We start from the raw sequence: 20,968 nt of genomic DNA on the forward strand, positions 1-20,968 counted from the left end.
AGGTAGCTTTGATAGTCGCCGCTGGTGAACTGGCTCCCCCTATCTGAGTGCAAAATGACATTGTCGTCGCCCTCGCGTTGCCAAATCGCCATCTCCACCGCACGCAATACCATCTTCCTATCCTGGCGATGATGCATCGACCAGCCGACAACAATATGGTTGTACAGATCCAATACCACACAGGTACAGCTTGCCCTCTTGGGTTTTGATTTCTGTGATGTCGGTGACCCACTTGGTCTCAGGCTCATGTGCCAAGAAGTCACGCTTTCAGTGATTCCTGATACCGTCAGGCCTTGTTGATGATCGCTTGCGTCCTCTAGATCGACGCCGTGGCCAGCCTTGCAGACCATCTGCCGCCATAAGACGGGCCACGCGGTTCAAGCTCGCTGTCTCGCTTTCATCAGCGAGATCTTCCTGCATCCGTGGTGCTCCAAGCACTCCACCGCTATCAGCGTGCATCTGTCTCATACGCTCAAGAAGACGGGCATTATCCTGAGCCCGTGCTGATGGTGACCGGGACTCCCAAGCGTAATAACCGCTGGGCGACACCTTCAGACAGCGGCACATGAGGCGAACGAGAAACTCGCCGCGACAACGTTGGATTGCCTGATACCTCAGGGCGACCCCTTTGCGAAGAACGTTGCCGCTTCGCGCAAAAAATCACGTTCCTTCTTTACGCGGGCTAGCTGGCGCTTGAGCCGGGCTACTTCCACGTCTCGAGGTCAGCTTGAGTCCCGGAAAGCGGGTGCAGCGATATCATCGGCCTCTCGGCGCCAGCGGGAGAGCAGATTGGGGTTGATGCCGAGTTCCAGTGCCACCTGCCGGCAGCTCACGCCTGGGTGGCGAGTCTGTTCCACGGCCTATTGCTTGAACTCGGGACTGTACTTTCTACGCTTACTCATAAACACTCCTTTGGCATAGTGTGCCTCTTTTTAGAAGTGTCCGCAGTGACAGGGTAGAACGCAAGCGACCAGATAGAGTTAAGAGTTGATGTAAGTTTTTTACCTTGATACTTCTTAAGTAACTGGTGCTCTATTTTATATCAAAAATTAATCTGATCGATTTACTCCATGGGCTTCTTTTACAAAGATTTCGTTTCTGTCATTCAAATTTTCTGAGAATATCGATCAGGAATTTTATGACATTTAATAAAAATCTCCTAAAAGCCTTTCGAGACTTTTTATTGTCTCCAAGTTATCTGCATACTCTAATCATAGCCATTAATCTGGCAAATGAAGAATAATAAGCTAGACTCTTAGACTAAAGATAATGATCGCTGGTAATTCAGATCAAATCTGAGAAAGATGTGGGCGACAAGTTTACGATGCCAAGTGAGATTAAGTATTTATGTGCCATTTTTTCAACTAAAAGAAAATATGGCGACAAACCTATTTGTTTATTTATGAGAAAAGTATCACCTTATGACTCTGCCGGGGGCTTACCTAAGAGTTTTGACGCTAGTGGAAATGGCCGGTTGCCGGTATAAATGGTAATTGCTGAGATGTTAGCGTAGAAATATTACCTATATTGCGCTATCTAACATGTTGAATTTGGCGAAAGCTTATTTAATAAGCGCGTCGTCCGGGTTAATTCTGAATTGAGTAATGTTTGACGTTTAAGTGTTATATTTTTATGTGATTTACATGGCTGGATAATTTTGTTGAATTGATGACTTTTTGTAGATAATAAGCTATATCTGGCAGATAAATAAAATAATATTATTAGAGAAATAAGTATGTTTGATGGGTTGTGGCGCTACCGCGGCTTTATATTGAGCATGATTAAAAATGAGTTTCGAGCGAAATTTGTACGAAGCAAGCTCGGCGGTTTGTGGATGATACTAAATCCTCTCTCGCAAGTCGCAATTTATGCTCTAGTTTTATCAAATGTATTGTCAGCAAAGCTTCCAGGTATTTCGAATCGCTATGCCTATGCTGTATATCTCATGGCCGGTTTGCTTTCATGGACGCTTTTCAGTGAAATTGTAGGGCGCTTCCTGAACTTATTCGTTGACCAGGGTAACTTGATGAAAAAGGTATCCTTTCCAAGAATAACCCTTCCGATTGTTGTTGTTGGATCATGCCTTATAAATAATATTTTATTATTTTTTTCCATACTGTTTGCATTAGTGGTTTTGAATTTTGATATTGGCTTAAATGTTTTTTGGATTTTACCGCTAACATTGCTGGTTGTTACGTTTTCATTAGGAATTGGAATGTTGTGCGCAGTAATCAATGTGTTTGTAAGAGATGTAGCGCAAGTTATTCCTGTGCTATTGCAAATCTGGTTTTGGCTTACTCCTATTGTATACCCCGTCAATATTATCCCTAAAAAGTATCATGATGTAATGGCCATGAATCCTGTTGCTCCTTTAGTTGGTGCATATCAGGATGTGATTGTGCATGGTAAGTCAGTCGATATTGAGAGTCTTCTCCCAGTGTTAATGCTGTCGATCACTCTTGTTATATTTAGCTTTTATATATTTCGACGTGCTAGTTCCGAAATGGTTGATGTTCTATGACAGTACTATCAGTGAGAAATCTCGGGAAAGCCTATCGAAGCTACAGTTCCGAATTTGTTCGGTTCGCCCGTTGGATAGGAATTCCATTAATGCCGAAATCTGAAGATTGGGTATTAAAAAATGTGGGCTTTGATGTCTTCCCTGGAGAGGCAGTTGGATTTTTGGGGCAAAACGGGGCAGGTAAAAGCACATTGCTGAAACTCATTGCAGGGACATTAACAGCAACCGAGGGGTCTATTCAAGTTAACGGTCGTGTCGCTGCAATATTGGAGCTCGGCATGGGATTTAATTCTGATCTGACGGGTAGGGAAAATGTAATTCATACAGCTGGTTTAATGGGGTTTAGTAGATCTGAAATTAATGCGGCTTTATCAGAAATTGAGAGCTTTGCTGAAATTGGTAAACACTTTGATCAGCCTGTAAGAACCTATTCGAGTGGTATGCAGGCAAGAGTAGCCTTCGCAATTGCGACGGCCTATAGGCCGGATATCTTAATCGTGGATGAAGCTCTATCGGTTGGGGATACGTATTTTCAGCATAAGAGCTTTAACAGAATTCGTGAGTTTCGTGAGAAAGGCACTACATTGATCATTGTTTCACATGATCGTAGTACTATTCAAAGTATCTGTGATCGTGCAATTTTACTAGATCGTGGCTGTATGATTAAAGACGGCGAGCCAGAGGAAGTGTTTGACTTTTATAATGCAATTATCGCTGAAAAAGAGAATTCTACTTTAATGATTAAAAGGCTTCCGAGTGGAAAAGTGCAGACAAAATCAGGAACAGGTGAAGCGCAGGTGACAGAAATAGTTCTGTTGGGTGATAGTGGCGCTGTAACCGAAACCGTCGCTGTTGGTGAAAAAGTAGAATTGCGAATTAAAATTAAAATTCATAAGCAAATAGATGAATTAGTACTAGGGTATGGAATTAAAGATAGGCTTGGTCAAGTAATGTATGGGACAAATAGTTGGCACACCAATCAAATAATAACTAATGCTAGAGCTGGAGATGAATATGAATTTAAAATTCTATTTAATGCTAACTTCGGAGCTGGAAGTTACTCTGTTGTAACCGCTCTACATAATAGAGAAACACATTTGAATGCCAACTATGAGTGGCGTGATCTTGCTTTAGTTTTTAGTGTAGTAAACAGTAATGAGCATCAGTTTTCAGGTTGTAACTGGTTGAAAGCTGAAATGGTGGTTGCACAGAATGGATATTGAATTTTATCGGGCATTTGAGGATGAGTTTAGAGGCGCTCGAGATCTCATAAAGGTAAGACTAAAGCAATATATCCCATTTATTAATCCCCTCAAAGAAATTTACCCTCATATTATCGCGATTGATCTAGGTTGTGGTCGTGGGGAGTGGCTGGAATTGATGAGGGAAAATCATATTTCAGCTGTTGGCGTTGACATTGATGATAAAATGCTCTCTGCATGCAGAGAGAGGGGGCTTAAAGTTGAAACAGCAGATGCTATTGAATATTTGAAAGGGCTTTCTGATGAAAGTGTCTCTATCATTTCGGCTTTCCATCTTGTGGAACATATTTCTTTTGAAAATTTAGATAGATTGGTTAGGGAATCGTTAAGAATATTAAAACCAGCTGGGCTATTAATTTTAGAGACCCCGAACCCAGAGAACATTGTTGTTGGGGCTTCAGAATTTTATTTAGACCCAACACATAAAAAGCCAATTCCTTCTAAGCTATTGGAGTTTGTATCGAGATATTGTGGATTTAATCGGGTTAAGGTCGCCAGATTTAACGAGCAGGATAATATTTCATTCCCTGAATTAAAATTAATAGATGTTATAGGGGGGGTTAGTCCAGATTACGCGGTTATATCTCAAAAAGTTGCAGTGGAAAGTTTGCTTGAATTATTTAACGAGCCATTTGATAAAGAGTATGGTGTTAGCTTAATTGGGATTGCAGAAAGATATGATGCGCATATGGTTGATAAAATTTCTGTTTTAGAAGATAAATGTAGAGAGGCTATTTCCCGATATACTAGTAAAGTCAATGAGTTAGAGGGAATGCTTAACGAAATGAAGTTGGCTATGGAGGGCAAGAGAAATAGCTTGTTTTCCTCATATCTGTCTCGTTGCGGATATTTCCTTTTGGGAAGGCTTAAGGTCTGTATGAGATTGTTAAAGCTCAGATGATGGCGTTAATATGGTTTTATTCAATTATAAATATAGAAATTTTATTTATAATTAATTGCTTATGTGCCGGAATTATGTGGTGTTTAGGTTTTGCGGTGTGAATGGTTTGTTATTTATTTTCAGTCTTCAGTTTTTAATGTGTGGAGTGACCTGTGAGGCTGAATGGTCGAGCCATATTCATTATCATTCTTGTTGAAAAATATCTATTGTTATAGAAAGTTAAATTTAAAGAAATCCTGGTGGCTTCCCCGATGAAATTAATATTGGATGTAGAGTCGGTTCATGGAAATCTTACGGGTATTGGTCGGTATACCTATGAATTGGCTATAAGAATGCCGAAAGAGGTTAGCGGTTCTGTGAAATATTGGAATGGTTTTTCATTTCAAGATGGTCCGGTTGTCTTTCCTCAGCACGAAGGCGAATTTAACTATATAGCTAATATGATTCGGAAGATAATGTTTAGCCGTATCGCAAGTAAATTTATAAAGTTAGTTCCTAGGTTTTTAAAGAACCCAGTTAAGCGTCGTCTTGAATTTATATTATTTTCTGGTGGGTCAGCAAAGCTTGGTGATTATGCCGACTATGTATTTCATGGTCCAAACTTTTCTTTGCCAGATCACGGAGGGAAAAAAGTAGTAACAATTCATGATTTATCAGTATTTAGATTTCCTGAATATCACCCTAAGGATAGGGTTAAATTTATGTCTTCTGAGGTTCCGAAGGCCCTAGAGGCAGCTGACGCCATTATCGTAATATCGGAGTTTACTAGGAATGAGTTATTAGAGTATTACCCTTGGGCGGAAAGCAAAATCTCGGTTGTGCCAAATGGTGTAAGTAAGCCACGGCAGCTTGATTTCACGAGTAAAGATTCAAGGTGTTTAAGAAAACTATCTTTAAATAGAAATAAATTTTTCTTGTGTGTTAGCACTATAGAGCCCAGGAAAAATCTTTCCTTATTAGTTGATGCATATCTTAACCTTCCTAGTGAATTCAGGGAAGAGTTTCCTCTGGTTTTAGTGGGTGGGAATGGTTGGAAGTCAACAGAATTAATCGAGAAGATAAATTCTGCTATGTCTAGAGGGGTTCGATATTTAGGTTACGTTGACCAGTGTGTCCTAGAGTCACTATATAAATCGGCAAGGACATTCGTATTTCCATCTTTATACGAGGGTTTCGGTTTGCCTGCCATCGAAGCGATGGCTTATGGTCTTCCAGTTGTTTGTGCTAGGTCGACGGCTGTATCTGAAGTTTGTGGCGGGGATGCCATGGAGTTTAGTGGAGATTCTGTTAGTGAATTAACTGCATCCTTAAGTCTTCTTTGTGTTGACGACGAGTTGATAGCGCGTATGTCAAGGGCCTCTTTTGAAAGAGCCAGAAAATATAGTTGGGAGCGCTGTTGTAAAGAGACCGCGTTGGTTTACAGAAGTGCTATGGAGGGATAAATATAATGTGAATTTTTCCTAAATGAATAGGTTCGGCGCAATAGTTTTCCAATAATGAAATAATCTGATTTTAGCTAAGTGATTGGGTTGTTAGTGTGACAGATAACTTTGAGGTTCTGCATTGTTACCGTACTTTTTATCCTGAGTCTCAAGGAGGCTTGGAGCACTCAATTCTTGAAATTAGCGCAAATGTACCTTCTTCAAGAGTGCTAACGCTTTCTAATATCCCTGGGCGTTACTCTTTGTTGGATGGCTCTATTCTGGTAGAGGCAACTAGGCGTTGGTTTTCTCTTGCTTCATGCTGTATTGGCGGAGACTTTCTTAGGGCATTGAAAAGGGATGCTGCTGAAATAATACATTTCCACTTTCCTTGGCCATTTGGTGATTTATCTTACCTCATGGCTGGAAGCGGTAGGCCTTTGGTTGTCACGTATCACTCCGATATAGTTCGTCAGCGTTTTTTGGGTTGCATGTATAGGCCGTTGATGCACCTATTTCTTGCCCGAGCAGATCGCATAGTCGCTACTTCACAAAACTATCTTGAGAGTAGTAATGTGCTGCAAAAATTTCGGCACAAGGTTGAGGTGATTCCATTAGGAATAAGCGAATGCAATTACCCGATCATCTCAAAGAAAACTTTAGCCGCTGTAGAATCTCGTTTTGGGAAAGATTTTATGTTATTTGTTGGCGTTTTACGTTACTACAAAGGCCTTGATTTTCTTATTAGAGCTGCTGTCGGACAGCCCTATCGACTTGTTATTGCTGGAAAAGGTCCAGACTTGCTACGTTTAAAGAAACTTTCTCGTGACCTCGGTGCGAGCAATGTTATCTTTGCAGGTTATATTAGTGATTCTGAGAAGATGGCACTTCTTAATCTATGTCGATCGGTGGTGTTTCCATCACATTTACGCTCAGAGGCATTTGGTGTGACTTTGATCGAGGGGTTGATGTGTTCTAAACCGCTTATTTCTTGTGAGATCGGTACAGGTACTAGTTATGTTAATAAAAACGGCGAAACGGGGTTGGTGGTAAAGCCCGCAGACATCGCTGAGCTCCGTAAGGCGATGTCATATTTGTGGGAAAATGCTAATGTCGCAATTGAGATGGGAAAGGCTGGTCGTTTACGTTTTGAAGAATTCTTTACATCTAAGATAATGGCCAAATCTTATCTTGATTTATATCAGCGGGTTTTGAGTGAGCGAGCAGCTACCTGATGGCTAGGATTGCTGTTGATGCTCGCCCACTAGCATCGCCGACGACAGGAATTGGCCGTTACACGAAAGCATTGTTAGAACGACTGTTTAATTCACAGCATGACTGGTTTCTTTACACGCATAAAAAGCTACTTGTCGATTTTAGTCGTTTTTCAAATGTTACGATCCGCAGCGCAGATGTTGATTTATCTGGTTCTAGCTCTTTAATTTCGCAATTTTTCTTCCCCGTTTGGTCACGTAAAGACAAAATTGATTTATTTTGGTCGCCGCGTCACCATCTTCCGCTACTTATGCCTGATCATATCGCCCAAGTCGTTACCATACATGATCTTGTATGGTTGAATTATCCAAATACCATGTCGGTTGGTGGGCGGTATCTTGAAAAGCTTTGTATGCCTGGATCGCTGAAGAAAGCACGAAAAATTATTTCTGTTTCAAAAAGTACTGCTCTCGATATTAGTAATTTTTTTCCAGAGTTTGATGAGAAAATTGTAACGATTTATGAGGCGCCATTTATAGATTTAATCGAAGGCTGTCCGACATTGGGGGATTACTTTTTATTTGTAGGAACCATTGAGCCGAGGAAAAATCTTATTACGCTTCTCGAAGCATATAAGCTGTATTCAAGTGACGTTGAGTACCCGCTTCCCCTCAAAATATGTGGCGGAAAGGGTTGGGGTATGCCTGAGCTCAATAAGAAGATTGATGAGCTTGGCCTCAGTGGGCGGGTGGAAATATTAGGTTATATCGATGACGAAAATATGGCAGAGCTTTATAAAGATGCTCGAGCACTTTTAATGCCTTCACTTTATGAGGGTTTCGGCTTGCCGATTGTTGAAGCATTAAGCCAAGGAACGCCCGTCCTCACTTCTAATCGCGGCGCCACAGCGGAGGTTGCTGGAGATGCGGGTGTACTGGTTACGCCAGAGGATGCCAGGGAGATTTGTGGGGGGCTTGAACTTCTTACGCTTGATTTGAAGAATGTTAAAATATTGCAGCAATTGGCTCTAAAACGTTCACAAAGTTTTTCCTGGGATGTGGCAGCCAATAGTTCTTTGCAGCTTTTCGAGACTCTCTTAGAGAATTGTGCGGTGAGTTATTAACTGACACGAGTGCTCTGGAAAATTAGCTATTTTAATAGCGGTCACAGTTTAGGTTTAATAGAATAAATTGGGCAAGCCTTCCTGTGGGGGCTTTGTGTTGCGTGTAGGTTTGTCGATAAGCTTTTTAACAAGAATCTCTACTTGTTGTTTATTTAAAGGGCGCGGAGGTTTTGCATATAATGCTTGCCCGAGCAATCCCTGAAGCCTGCTGAGTTCCTCTAGCTCAAGCGCCTGACTTGCATGTGCGAGGGACTTCCCGGAATTTTCTGGCCACTGTGCCTGAACCCATTGGTGTAATGCTGCCTGAATCTCCAGTGGATTCCCTCGGCTAGCTGCATTTTGGAGTTTGATCGCTTCCAGGCCCGTACCTTTTCTGTGCACTTTCCGGTTACTTGTACTGTCACGATTCTTTTTCTGGCGCAGAAAATAAACTACCCACAGTAAGTGCGACGCAATGGCAATTATTGCAAGACTCCGCCAGAAGTTGCTCTCAGGCGCTGATGCATTTTGTTGTGGCGACAAATCTTCAGTGCCCGCAGGCGGTGCTGTGTTGGTGGGCGCGGCATTTCCCTGCACGGTAAACCGAAACGCCGGCAACTGTGTGGCCCGCTGCCTTCCCGTCTTGGTGTCCCACCAGGTGATGGTAATCGGTGGGAGCTGGTAGTCGCCGGGTTTGGTGGCGACGATGGCGGTGGTTTCGATGCGGCTTCCGGTGATGCCGTTGGAACTTGTTTGGTCGTCCTGTTGTGGTTGGTCCGGATAGGTTTTCAGTCCATCGACGCTGATTTTCGGCAGGGGAGGAAGTTGTGCTGCGCGCAGGCCCTCGGCGCGCAGCGTCAGGATTCGGGTAATGGGTTCGCCGACAGTGAAGGTGTCTGGGTCTTGGCTCCAGCTCTGTACGATGCCGAGGCTGGCGGCGGGGAGCCAGTGGCTGCCAGTGTAGGTGTCGGGCTTGGGGGCGACCTGAATAGTTTGCGGCTGCGAGCGCAGTCGCAGGCGCTGGGTATTGCGATTGAACAGGGAGAAGGGGTCGCGTCTGCCGGCCACGGCCACATAAGTGAGAGCCGGGATTGTCAGTTCGCCGGAGCTTTCCGGAAAAATGGCGTAGGTCAGTTCATATACGGCGTGGCTGACCCCGTTGATACGGCGCTCGTAGCGCTGCTCATCCACCTTTTCCACGTGCGCACCGGGCACCTGCAGTGCTTCTGTAGCGATGTCGTGCAGGCCAATAGTGGTGTACAGGCGCACTTTTACCAGCAGCTGCTCCTGTACAAAGATCTCTTTTTTATCCAGCTCAACTTCTAAAAATGCCTGGCGATTGACGGCATCAGGCCGGCTGCCAGGCTCTGATACAGCGATGGGAATCGCGTCAGAGACTTCGCCGTGGTGGTGTAGCGAGGGGATAAACAGTTTGCCTTCCCTTTTCGGCGCCAGTACCAGTATCCACTCGATAAAGCTCTCGGCACGGCCGTTGATAACCCGGTACTGGTTAGATTGCTGGCGGGAGAGAATGTCGAAGTCCTGTTCCAGTAACTCGAAGTCCGGTTGGCCGCCGCGCTCGGTGCCGGAGTAGCGCAGGCGCAGGTTGATGGTTTCATCGATGCCGATTTCGTTGCGGTCGACAGTTGCACTGAGCAGGTCTGAAGCGCGGGCGCTTGCGGGCAGAGCAAGTAAGCCAAGTAATGCAAGCATGCACAGCATGAGAACCGCAGCCGACGGTCTGCAGGTGTAAAAGTTATTGGTCAGTTGTCGAGTCATCGGGCCCTTACTCACTACCATCTTTGGGTGGCTCCATTTTCCGGCGGCTCCCACTCGCCGGTCCGGTAGTCACGGCGGCGCTGCATACTTTCGTACTTGAATTTTTCCCGCATCAGGCCGGCGGGATCGTCGGGAATCTCCCGCAGCCACTGGTCTAGTGCCTGTTGGGTTTCCGGGTCCAGTTCGCTCTCTGCGGCGCCAGCTTGCTGTTGCCCGCTCTGCTCCTGTTTTTCGCCATGATCGGGCTTGCCAGGTTGAGGCTCATGCTCGCCATCATTCTCTTGCTGATCGCCAGACTCTGCCTGCTGTCCTGTGGAATCTTCCGGCTCGCCCTGCTGATCCTGTTGTTGCTGCCCTTGTTGCTGCCCCTGTTGCTGCTGTCCCGACTGGTCCTGTGGTTGGCCACTCTGGGACTGCTGCTGATTTTGCTGTGGGCCCTGCTGTTCGTTCTGCTGCTCGTTTTGTTGTTCGTCTTGTTGCTGCTGATCCTGCCCCGATTGAGACTGTTGTTGTTTTTGCAGGTCGCGCAGCTGTTCGGCAATTTCTCTGTTGTGCTGGGCATCGGTGAGTTGCGGTTGCTTTGCCAGGGCGGCGTCGTAGGCTTCGATCGCTTCATCGTAGCGGCGTTGTCTGGTTAATGTGTTGCCGAGGTTGTACAGGCTATCGGCGCTTTCCCCCTGTGCGAACGCTTTCTGTGCTGCGGGAAAATCTCCGGCGCGGTATTGGGCGGTGCCTTTCCATTGCGGATTCTGAAACTTTTCTGCGGCCTCACCGGCTTTACCCATTTCCAGCAGGCGTTTGGCCTGCTGATCGTCGCGAAGCCACAGATCCTGAAGTTCCAGCGCACTGGCGGGCTTCGGTAAAGCGAATGCGAAAGCCAGGGGCAGGGCGCAGGCGAGGGCGCCGCGACGGAACAGCAGTGCGGCCAGTGGCAGCAGGAGTAGCAGAAGCCAGGGGCCTTCTTCCCGCCATTGGTCGAATTCACGCTCAGTCAGACGGGCCTGGTCTGGCGCTTCCTTGCCGGGCAATAGCCTGGCGATGTCCCCATCGTCCACGGCGATAGGGGCGAAGCTTCCCCCGCTGTCAGTGGCCAGTTTTTGCAACTTGCCGGCATCGTAGTCGGCAATAACGATGGCGCCGTTGCTGTCAGTGACGAAGCCGCCGCCATTGCCGCGAGGAATGGGGCTGCCCTCGCCGCTGCCGACGGCCAGAATTGACAGGCTTACGTCAGTGCCGGCAGTCATGGCGGAGACCGCTGGGATGGCCTCGTCGGCGATGCCATCGGTGACGAGCAATAGCCGGCCGCGGCCATTGGCGCCGTCCTGCAACAGTCGGATACCGGCCTCCACCGCCATTTCTATATTGCTGCCCGGCACCGGTACGATGGTGGGGGAGAGCGCGGGCACCAGGTTGGCGATTGTGGCGGTGTCCTCTGTCAATGGGGTCACGACATGGGCTTCACCGGCATAGGCGACCAGTGCGGTGAGGCCGTCTTCGCGCTGGCGCAAAATGTCGAGAATCTTGAGGCGGGCGCGGGTGAGGCGATTGGGTGTCAGATCTGTGGCCATCATCGACGGGGACAGATCCAGCAGAATCACCACGGCATCCTGGCTGCTGAACACCGGGGTGGGCAGCTTGCGCCAGGTGGGGCCGGCGAGGGCGATAATCATCAAGGCCAACAGGGCAAAGATCAGCCCGAATAGCCACGGCCGCCGCTCGCCACCCCGGACCAGCAGGTGTGGTAGCAGATCGGGGTCAATCACCCGCTGTAGCTGGCCACTGTTGATGACGGTGCGGGCAAGGGCGATGCAGACCAGCGCCGCAGGGATCAGCAGCCAGAGTGCAATTGGCCGGAGGAAGTGAAACTGGGAGAGTTCGCTCAAGCCTTGTCCCCCGTTACGATTTTTTTACCGGTTGACCGCTCGGCCTCATCGGCTTGGCGCAAGCGCAGATTCACCAGCAGTGGGGTTGCGGCCCACAACAGGGCCAGCAGCAGAGCCATACCAAGGGGCCAGATAAACAGGGATTTCAACGGCCGATAGCTGGCGGCCTCCTGTTCCACCGGTTCCAGACGATCCAGTTCCTCATAGATCTGTGCCAGTTCCTCTGGATTATGGGCGCGGAAGAAGCGGCCGCCGGTTTTGTCGGCGATGGCCTGCAGGGTATCGCTGTCCAGATCTCTGGAGGGGTTGATGCGGCGGGAGCCAAAGCGGCTGCCGAGCAGGCCCGGTTCCACCATTTCTTCTGCGCCTATCCCGACCGTGTAAACCTTTACCCCAGCTTGCTGGGCCAGTTCTGCGGCCTTCAGTGGCGCGACTTCACCGGCGGTGTTGGCGCCATCGGTAAGCAGGATCAACACGCGCTGCTCCGCGGGGCGTTTCATCAGTCGTTTCACCGACAGGCCGATGGCATCGCCAATGGCGGTCCCCTGGCCGGCAAAGCCGATTTGCGCCTCGCGCAGCAGGGTGCCAACGGTTTCCCGGTCGTAGGTCAGTGGCGCCTGCAGATAAGCGCGGGTGCCGAACAGGGCCAGCCCCAGTCGGTCCCCCTGGCGCCGCTCGACAAAGTCCCCGACCACGTTTTTCACCGCATCGATACGCATGGCCGGTCGGCCATTCAAAAGCATGTCAGGCGTCTCCATACTGCCGGAGATGTCGACGGCCAATAACAGGTCGCGGGCGCTGCTGGTCTGGCTGATCGGTTCTCCATACCACTGGGGGCGGGCGGCTGCGGTCAGCAGCAGTAGCCAGAGCAGCGTCAGTAACAGCAGGTTGAGAGGGTTGTGCGGGCTGCCGCCGCCGCGTTGAGCGAGGCTGCCATAAAAGGGTACCTTCAAAGCGCTGGCTAGCGGTTTGGTGCGGGGCAGCAGCATTCTCGCCAGGAGAGGCAGCGGCAGCAGTACATAGACCCAGGGCCAGGCAAACTCAAACATGCCCGCTCCCCTTCATTTGGGCCTGCCCTCTGACGCCTGCAGCTTGTTCCTGCGCACGCCTGTGCTGCCGGCTCCATTGAATAGCATAGTCCCGCAGAGACCGGTTGCCCTGTTCATCCCATTGGTCGGTGCGATAGAGCCGCTCGAGCAGAACGGTTTTTGCCTGGGGAGGGCAGGGCACGTCTGCTGTCGCGCTCAGAAACTCCACCCACGCTTCGCCGGTCAGGTTGCCACAACTGGCGCGCCCGAAGCTGGTGACAGCCACGCGCTTGAGAATTTCGTTGATAGCTTGGGCCGCATTCGCCTGCCGGGTATCGACGGCCTGCAGCAGTCGCTCTGCTTCCTTGCGGTAGCGGTTGCGGCTCCAGCGCAGCTTCCGCTGTTTGAGCCAGCGGAAAAGGAAATATAGGGCTGCCAGTAAGAGCGCGGCCAGTAGCCACCAGCCGGGTGCCGGCGGCCACCAGCTGATGGGGTCCGGGGTGTGGATGTCGCGCAGCTGCTGGAGCAGCGCCTGCTCTACCGGTGAGATCTGTGGAGGCTGCTGTGGAGTCTGCGCCGTAGTCATGCCTGCAGCCCTCCCCCTGCCAGTGGCGCCGGCCGGAAGTGTTGAGGGCGGCTGCTGGTCTGGCGTCCTCCATACACGGCCAGCAGGGCCGGTACCAGCGGTTGCGTATTGTCGAAGTCGATAAGGGGGATACGGTGGCGGCGACAGATCTGCGCCACTTCGGCCCGCGCTTCCGACTGGAGCTCGGCGAACTCGCGCCGCAGCACCCGGCTGCCGGCGTTGAGGAAGGTCCGCTGCCGTCCATCGGAAATGGTCAGGGACTGTTCGGGCAGCTGCTGCTCCAGTGGGTCGGTGACCCGCAGTACCTGCAGGTCCGCGTGGCGGGTCAGCAGTGCCAGCGGCTGCGCGCAGTCCTCGTCCAGGTCGTGGCAGTCGCTGATCAGAAACAGTGCGCTGCCGGGGCGCGTCACACGCCTGGCTTCTTCGAGCAGTAGCTTCAGCGGCTGGCCCGCGGCACTGGCAATGGGGCTGTCGAGCGTCTCCGCGAGTGCGACCATGCCGTGGATCATGGCCAGAACCGAGTGATGGCTGCGCCGGGGGCGCACGGTTTCGAGCTCGTGGTCAGAGAAAAGCAACGCGCCAATACGGTCGCTGTGTTGCAGGCCGGCCCAGCCCAGCGCGGCGGCGATGCCACAGGCGGCAACGGACTTGAACGCGCGCTGGCTGCCAAAAAACATGGGTGCGCGCAGGTCCAGCAGGATGACCACCGGGCGCTCGCGCTCTTCCTGGTAAAGCTTGGTGTGGGTGGATCCAGTGCGCGCAGTCACGCGCCAGTCGATGGAGCGAACATCATCGCCGGGCTGGTAGTCGCGTACCTCCTCAAAATTCATGCCGCGTCCGCGGTAGCGGGTCAACAGACTGCCGGCCTGGTCACTCTTGACCTGGCGGGGGCGGAACAGCTGCATTTGTCGCGCGGCATAGCGCAGGCGCACCAGAGGTTCTACGCTGGGGTAAGCGCCGCGCAAATCCAGCTCTGCCTGCTTGTTCACTTCAGCCATAGCGCTTGTCTGTTGGACGACCTTGGTGGGTATTAATGCGGGCCGGGATTACCTGCCCTGATTTGCGGCTGGCCGGCATCAAATAGTCGGAACCTGTTGCAGTAGCCGCTCGATGACCTGGTCAGCGGTGATGCCCGCGGCCTCGGCCTCGAAGCTGAGCAGCAGGCGGTGGCGCAGAATATCCGGGGCCACCTCCATGACATCATCGGGTGTGACAAAGTCCCTGCCGGAGAGCCATGCGTGGGCGCGGCTGCAGCGGTCCAGGGCAATGGTGGCGCGGGGGCTGGCGCCGAAATCCAGCCAGGATGCCAGCTCGCTGTCGTATTTTGCCGGCTCGCGGGTGGCAATGATTAGCTGGACAATATAGGTCTCTACAGCCTCTACCATCTGCATCGCCAGCACCTGACTGCGGGCCTGGAAGATCTCTTCGCGACTGACGATGCCGGCGGGGCGATTTTCGCCAAGGCTCGCCTCGGATCTGGCCAGGCGCAGAATCTTCGCTTCCGCGCTGGCAGTGGGGTAGGCAAGATTCACCTGCATCAGGAATCGGTCCAACTGGGCCTCAGGCAGCGGATAGGTGCCTTCCTGTTCGATGGGGTTTTGCGTTGCCATCACCAGAAAAAGTTCTGGCAGCGGATAGGTTTTTCGGCCGACACTGATCTGCCGCTCCGCCATGGCTTCCAGCAGCGCTGACTGCACCTTGGCCGGCGCGCGATTGATTTCATCGGCGAGTACCAGATTGTGGAATACCGGGCCCGGCTGAAAATGGAACTCTCCGCTTTCCGGCCGGTAGATGTCGGTTCCGGTGATGTCTGCCGGCAACAGATCCGGGGTGAATTGGACGCGATGGAAATCCCCTTCAATAGCATCGCCAAGGGTCTTGATGGCCTTGGTTTTCGCGAGCCCCGGCGCGCCTTCCACCAGCAGGTGTCCGTCCGCCAGCAGGGCAATCAATATCCGGTTGACCAGGGTCTCCTGGCCAATGATCTGTTGCTCCAGCCAATTGCCGAGGGCGGTGATGCGCTCCCTGACATTCTGATGTGCTTCCATAGTCTCGCTTCTGTTGAGAGTAATCCTGTCTCTGTCCACCCGGTTGGGTATCTATCATCTTGATATATATAGTTGCCGCCAACCGGGCTAGCCGTGATGATTTTAGCGGCACTTGTCGTTTAGACAACAGCTGCCAACTCTTGACCACAGGGTCGGCCCTTGGTTCCCATAGTGCAAAGTGGTAGCGGTGAAATGAATTTCAAGCCTGTGCCTAAGCGACAGGCGAGGGAGAAATAACGTGCTGATGCTTCTGCGGCACGACAAAGTGAGTCTGGGAGGTTCGCTGTGAGTATGGAGACGGTGATTACCGATGACCGCGAAGAGTTGCTCGCACAGGTGAGCGGCTTGATCCGCAAGCGGCTTGGCGACAAGGCCGGACCGGTGGAAGCCTTCGCGGCGCAGTTCCTGCACCAGTATCCGCTCGAGGACCTGGTGGGGCGGCGGCTGGTGGATGTGTATGGCTGTATCTACACCTGGTGGGACTTTATCCAGCAGCGTACCCAGGGCCTGCCAAAAGTGCGGGTGTTGAACCCCCGTCTTGAAGATGACGGATGGGAGTGCTCCCATACCGTGGTGGCGATTCTGCAGCGGGATATGCCGTTTCTGGTGGATTCGGCGCGTATCGAAATCAACCGGCGCGATACGGTGATTCACTCGATCAAGAGCACGGTGATGCAGCTGCGCCGGGACGAGAAGGGGCATCTGACGGAGCTGTTGTCAGCCCTCCACTCCGGTGAGGAGCCGCAGCCCGGCGCGAGCTCCGAGGCGCTGATTTACATCGAGATCAACCGCGACACCTCTGCAGACAATGCGACCGATCTCGGGGCGGCGCTGCGCGATGTGCTTGGCGATGTGGAGCTGGTGGTCGATGACTATGTGCCAATGCTGGATACCTGCAGCGGTATGGAAGACCAGCTGCGTGCCGGTATCGATGCCGGGGACGCCAACCTGCAGGAAGCCTGCGCGTTTATGCAGTGGATGCGCGACGGCAATTTCACTTTCCTCGGTTACCGCGAGTACGAATTCACGGAGGATGGCGACAAGCGCATGCTGCGCGAGGTGGAAGAGCGACGCCTGGGTATCTTCAAGAAGCTGCAGGAAACCGCCGAGCCCACGCCGGAAGGGGCCTTCAATGAGGGCAAGCAGCGGTTTTATTTGGGGCCCAACTACCTCACCTTTGCCAAATCCTCGGTAAAGTCGCGGGTGCACCGCGCCGCTTATTCCGACTATGTGACCATCAAACGCTACGATTCCCGCGGTGAAGTCATCGGAGAATCTGCCTTTATGGGCCTCTACACCTCGCCGGTGTATACCGAGAGCCCGGCCAAAATTCCGATTATCCGCCGCAAGATGGCCTCTGTGATCGAATCCAGCGGCCTTTCGCCCCACAGCCATGATGGCAAGGGCCTGAGGCGCATACTCGATACCTTCCCGCGGGACGAGTTGTTCCAAAGCAGTACCCAGGAGCTGTTTCACACGGTGATGGGTGTGCTGAGCCTGAACGAGCGCGCGCACCTGCGGCTGTTTATGCGTCGCGACCCATTTGGCAAGTTTGTTACCGCCACGGTCTATGTGCCCCGCGAGCAGTTCAACAGTGATGTGCGCGAAGTGATCTGCGAGCACATCGCCAAGGCCATCAACGCCAGGGAATCCGATTTCACCACTTATTTTTCCGAGTCCATCCTCGCCCGGGTTCACTTTGTGTTTCGTGTCGATCCGAGTGAGGCCGTGGATATCGATGTCGCGCGACTGGAGGCGCAGATCGTGGATATTACCCGCTCCTGGGAAGACGTATTTCAGCAGTCGCTGATCGAAAGCCACGGTGAGGAGGAGGGCAACAGGCTCTTCAATATTTTCGGACACGCTTTCCCGGCGGGTTACCGCGAAGACTTCGAACCGCGCATCGCCGTGCAGGATGTCGGTGCCGTGCGGGAACTCACCGCCGATCATCGTGTGGCGATGAGCTTTTACCAACCGGTTGGCGCCGCGCCCGGTAGCCTGCGATTCAAGGTGTTCAACTGGGGCTGCGGTCTCACCCTGTCCGATGTGATTCCGGTGTTGGAGCATCTGGGCCTGCGGGTGATCGGCGAGTTTCCCTACACCATTCGCCCGAAAGCTTCCACGGATGTGTGGATGCACGAGTTTGATCTGGAGTTTGGTCTGCCGACCCGCGTGGATGCACAGGCTTCCCGCGGGATGTTCCAGGACGCTTTCGCGGCCATCTGGAGCGGTGTGGCCGAGAGTGATGCCTTCAACCGCCTGGTGCTGGCGGCGCGCCTCAGCTGGCGCGAAGTCTCCATGCTGCGCGCCTATGCCCGCTATCTGAAACAGACAAAGTTTAGCGCCAGCCAGCCCTATATCGCCGCGACCCTTGCCAACCATGTGGAAATCACCCGCAATCTGGTGGCGCTGTTCCGGGCGATGTTTGACCCGCGCATCAATACCGGCAACAAGACCAGCAGAAAGCAGGATCAGACCCGCGTAGAGCGCCTGATCAAAAAGATCCATGAAGGTCTCGACAGCGTCGACAACCTGAACGAAGACCAGGTGATTCGGCGCTACCTGGAACTGATACTGGCGACCCTGCGCACCAATTTCTTCCAGAACGGTGCCGACGGCGAGCCGAAAGACTACATCTCGATCAAATTCAGCCCGCGGGATATTCCCAACATTCCGGAACCGCGCCCGGAATTCGAGATCTTCGTCTACTCACCCTCGGTCGAAGGGGTGCACCTGCGCGGTGGCAAGGTGGCCCGCGGGGGCCTGCGCTGGTCCGATCGGCTGGAGGATTTCCGTACCGAAATCCTGGGTTTGGTCAAGGCGCAGAACGTCAAAAACGCGGTGATTGTGCCCAGTGGCGCCAAGGGTGGTTTCGTGGTGCGCCAGCCGCCCAGTGACGGCAGCCGCGACGCCATGCTGGAGGCGGGCATCGCCTGCTACCGCACCTTTATCCGCGGCCTGCTGGATATTACCGATAACCTGAAAGAGGGCGAGGTGGTGCCGCCGGAGCAGGTGGTGCGCCGGGACGAGGACGATCCCTACCTGGTGGTGGCGGCGGACAAGGGTACGGCGGCTTTCTCGGATATCGCCAATGGTATTGCGGCCGAGTATGACTTTTGGCTCGGCGACGCCTTTGCCTCCGGCGGCAGTCAGGGTTACGACCACAAGAAAATGGGTATCACCGCCCGCGGCGCCTGGGTGTCGGTACAGCGTCACTTCCGTGAGATGGGCGTGAATGTACAGGAAGAGCCGTTCTCGGTGGTCGGTATCGGCGATATGGCTGGCGATGTCTTCGGTAACGGCATGTTGTTGTCGGAACACATCTGCCTGAAGGGCGCTTTCAACCACCTGCATATCTTTGTGGACCCGACCCCGGACTCAGCAGCCAGCTTCGCGGAGCGCAAGCGCCTGTTTGAATTGCCCCGTTCAAGCTGGGAGGACTATGACCGCAAGCTGATATCCAGAGGCGGTGGCATCTTCGAACGGCGCGCCAAGTCGATTCCCATTACCCCGGAAATGAAAGCGGCGTTTGCGATTGAGGCGGACCAGCTGAACCCCAACGAACTCATCAGCGCCATGCTGCGGGCGCCGGTGGACTTGATCTGGAATGGCGGTATCGGCACCTATGTGAAGGCCGCCAGTGAATCCCATGCTGAAGTGGGGGACAAGTCCAACGATCAGTTGCGGGTCAATGGTTCCGAGTTGTGCGCCAAGGTGTTCGGCGAGGGCGGCAATCTCGGTATGACCCAGCGAGGCCGCATCGAGTTTGCACTGCACGGCGGGCGCTGCAATACGGACTTTATCGACAATGCCGGCGGCGTGGACTGCTCGGACCACGAGGTGAATATCAAGATTCTGCTCGACAAGGTGGTGGCCAATGGCGACCTGACGGGCAAGCAGCGCAACGAGTTACTGGAGGACATGACCGATTCCGTCGCCGAGCTGGTGCTGGACAACAACTACAACCAGACTCAGGCCCTGAGCGTGGCCGAGCATCAGGTGGCCGAGCGCATCGACGAGTACCGCCGCACCATCAACACGCTGGAGTCGGAAGGCCGCCTGCGCCGTTCACTGGAGTTTATTCCCGATAACGAGCAGATCACCGAGCGACTGAATCGCGGACAATACCTGACCCGACCGGAACTCTCGGTGCTGATCTCCTATGTGAAAGTGAAGCTGAAAGAGGAACTGCTGAACGCGGAGATCACTGACAACCCCCGGGTGCAGGAGGCGGTGGAGTCGGCCTTTCCCCCGGAGCTGGTGGCCCGCTATCAGGAGCTGGTCTATGACCATCCCCTGCGACGGCAGATCGTGGCCACACAGGTGGCCAATGAGATGGTCAACAGCATGGGGATCACTTTTTACAATCGTATCAGCGGCGCCACCGGTGCGGATATCAACGCGGTAGCCGCCGCCTATATCAGTGCCCGTGAGGTCTACCGCATGCCGTTGTTCCAGGACCAGGTGGCGGCACTGGACTACAAGGTGCCGGCGCAACTGCAGATCGAACTGTTAAACGGCATGATCGGCAGGGTGCGCCGCGCGACCCGCTGGTTTATCCGCAACCGTCGACTGGATCTGGACCCCGCCCGCGAGCAGGAGCAGTTTGGCGCGTCGGTGCAGCGAGTGATCAAGGCGCTGCCCGATGTGCTCTGTGGTGAACCCCGCCGCGACTGGGAAAGGCGCTATCGCAACCTGCTGGAAGCCAATGTCCCGGAAGAGCTGGCGCTGCTGGCGGCGTCTCCGACCTACCTGTTCTCCGCCCTGGGGGTTTCCGAGTCCGCCCGCGCCAGTGAGCGACCGGTAGAGGAGGTGGCTCGGGTCTACTTTGGGCTTGCGGATTTACTGGACCTGTCCTGGTTTGGTTTCCAGATCATCGATCTGCCGGTGGAGAGTTTCTGGCAGGCGCAGGCCCGGGAGACCAGCATGGACGACCTGGATGCCCAACTGGCCAGTCTCGCCGTCAATATACTGCGCCTTTCGGCGGAGTCGGGGTTGGATGCCGATGGCGCAATGGAGGGCTGGAGCGTTATCATGGCGCCCGCTCTGCAGCGCTGGAATGGGGTTCTTGCTGAAATCAAGGCTTCGTCCACCAGCGATTTCGCCATGTTCACCGTGGCGCTGCGGGAACTGATGTATCTGGCCAACGCCACGGCGGACCTGCAGTCTCTGGCGGAATCCTGATGTGATTTCCGGCCTGCGGGCCGGAGACTCTGTGCGAG

16 protein-coding genes are annotated in these 20,968 nt (G+C 52.7%); 7 read left to right on the plus strand and 9 right to left on the minus strand.

All coding sequences use genetic code 11. The annotated features are described in order from the left end of the window. The 3 genes from ABEA58_RS14365 to ABEA58_RS14375 form a co-directional block, all read right to left on the minus strand. On the minus strand, positions 1 to 350 hold a 350-nt coding region (locus ABEA58_RS14365; RefSeq protein ID WP_425563495.1), incomplete at its 3' end, for a DDE-type integrase/transposase/recombinase. After that, entirely contained in the window at positions 268 to 567 is a 300-nt protein-coding gene (locus ABEA58_RS14370; protein WP_425563496.1) for an IS3 family transposase, read from the minus strand. The genes ABEA58_RS14370 and ABEA58_RS14365, both read right to left, overlap by 83 nt. 155 nt (positions 568 to 722) lie before the next feature. Further along, complete coding sequence (locus tag ABEA58_RS14375; protein WP_425563497.1) at positions 723 to 857, minus strand: transposase; 135 nt, start codon at positions 855 to 857, stop codon at positions 723 to 725. 878 nt (positions 858 to 1,735) lie between these two features. Here ABEA58_RS14375 and ABEA58_RS00010 point away from each other — a divergent pair. The 6 genes from ABEA58_RS00010 (at position 1,736) to ABEA58_RS00035 (ending at position 8,443) form a co-directional block, all read left to right on the plus strand. Further along, positions 1,736 to 2,521 carry an ABC transporter permease gene (locus ABEA58_RS00010; RefSeq protein WP_345547621.1) on the plus strand — a complete coding sequence of 262 codons (786 nt, stop codon included), beginning with the start codon at positions 1,736 to 1,738 and terminating at the stop codon, positions 2,519 to 2,521. An 89-nt stretch (positions 2,522 to 2,610) separates the two neighbouring features. Beyond that, a complete protein-coding gene (locus ABEA58_RS00015; RefSeq protein WP_345547623.1) occupies positions 2,611 to 3,744 on the plus strand; it encodes an ABC transporter ATP-binding protein in 1,134 nt (377 codons plus the stop codon). Further along, positions 3,734 to 4,684: a class I SAM-dependent methyltransferase gene (locus tag ABEA58_RS00020; RefSeq protein ID WP_345547625.1), complete on the plus strand. Its 951-nt coding sequence runs from the start codon at positions 3,734 to 3,736 to the stop codon at positions 4,682 to 4,684. The genes ABEA58_RS00015 and ABEA58_RS00020 overlap by 11 nt, the downstream gene beginning before the upstream one ends. A gap of 239 nt (positions 4,685 to 4,923) precedes the next feature. Beyond that, positions 4,924 to 6,126: a glycosyltransferase family 4 protein gene (locus ABEA58_RS00025; protein WP_345547626.1), complete on the plus strand. Its 1,203-nt coding sequence runs from the start codon at positions 4,924 to 4,926 to the stop codon at positions 6,124 to 6,126. Between the two features lie 95 nt (positions 6,127 to 6,221). Next, entirely contained in the window at positions 6,222 to 7,340 is a 1,119-nt protein-coding gene (locus tag ABEA58_RS00030) for a glycosyltransferase (protein ID WP_345547627.1), read from the plus strand. Beyond that, positions 7,340 to 8,443: a glycosyltransferase family 4 protein gene (locus tag ABEA58_RS00035; protein WP_345547629.1), complete on the plus strand. Its 1,104-nt coding sequence runs from the start codon at positions 7,340 to 7,342 to the stop codon at positions 8,441 to 8,443. Before ABEA58_RS00030 ends, ABEA58_RS00035 begins: the two co-directional genes overlap by 1 nt. Before the next feature lie 54 nt (positions 8,444 to 8,497). Here ABEA58_RS00035 and ABEA58_RS00040 read toward each other — a convergent pair whose 3' ends face one another. From ABEA58_RS00040 to ABEA58_RS00065, 6 genes are all read right to left on the minus strand, one after another. Beyond that, the gene (locus ABEA58_RS00040) at positions 8,498 to 10,201 is read right to left on the minus strand and encodes a BatD family protein (RefSeq protein ID WP_345547631.1); all 1,704 of its coding nucleotides are present in this window, start codon (positions 10,199 to 10,201) and stop codon (positions 8,498 to 8,500) included. Between the two features lie 14 nt (positions 10,202 to 10,215). After that, the gene (locus tag ABEA58_RS00045; protein WP_345547633.1) at positions 10,216 to 12,084 is read right to left on the minus strand and encodes a VWA domain-containing protein; all 1,869 of its coding nucleotides are present in this window, start codon (positions 12,082 to 12,084) and stop codon (positions 10,216 to 10,218) included. Continuing rightward, entirely contained in the window at positions 12,081 to 13,133 is a 1,053-nt protein-coding gene (locus ABEA58_RS00050) for a vWA domain-containing protein (RefSeq protein ID WP_345547635.1), read from the minus strand. The genes ABEA58_RS00045 and ABEA58_RS00050 overlap by 4 nt, the downstream gene beginning before the upstream one ends. Further along, on the minus strand, positions 13,126 to 13,698 hold the full coding sequence (locus tag ABEA58_RS00055) for a DUF4381 domain-containing protein (protein WP_345547636.1): 573 nt from the start codon (positions 13,696 to 13,698) through the stop codon (positions 13,126 to 13,128). Before ABEA58_RS00055 ends, ABEA58_RS00050 begins: the two co-directional genes overlap by 8 nt. Continuing rightward, a complete protein-coding gene (locus tag ABEA58_RS00060; protein WP_345547638.1) occupies positions 13,695 to 14,696 on the minus strand; it encodes a DUF58 domain-containing protein in 1,002 nt (333 codons plus the stop codon). Before ABEA58_RS00060 ends, ABEA58_RS00055 begins: the two co-directional genes overlap by 4 nt. Positions 14,697 to 14,774: 78 nt before the next feature. Then, positions 14,775 to 15,746 (minus strand): AAA family ATPase, encoded by a 972-nt coding sequence (locus tag ABEA58_RS00065; protein ID WP_345547639.1) that lies wholly within the window; start codon positions 15,744 to 15,746, stop codon positions 14,775 to 14,777. Between the two features lie 291 nt (positions 15,747 to 16,037). Between ABEA58_RS00065 and ABEA58_RS00070 the strand changes: the two genes are divergently transcribed. Continuing rightward, entirely contained in the window at positions 16,038 to 20,930 is a 4,893-nt protein-coding gene (locus ABEA58_RS00070) for an NAD-glutamate dehydrogenase (RefSeq protein ID WP_345548041.1), read from the plus strand. The last annotated feature ends 38 nt before the right edge of the window (positions 20,931 to 20,968 follow it).

This window comes from Microbulbifer aestuariivivens, assembly GCF_039545115.1.
GTDB classification, from domain to species: Bacteria; Pseudomonadota; Gammaproteobacteria; order Pseudomonadales; family Cellvibrionaceae; genus Microbulbifer; species Microbulbifer aestuariivivens.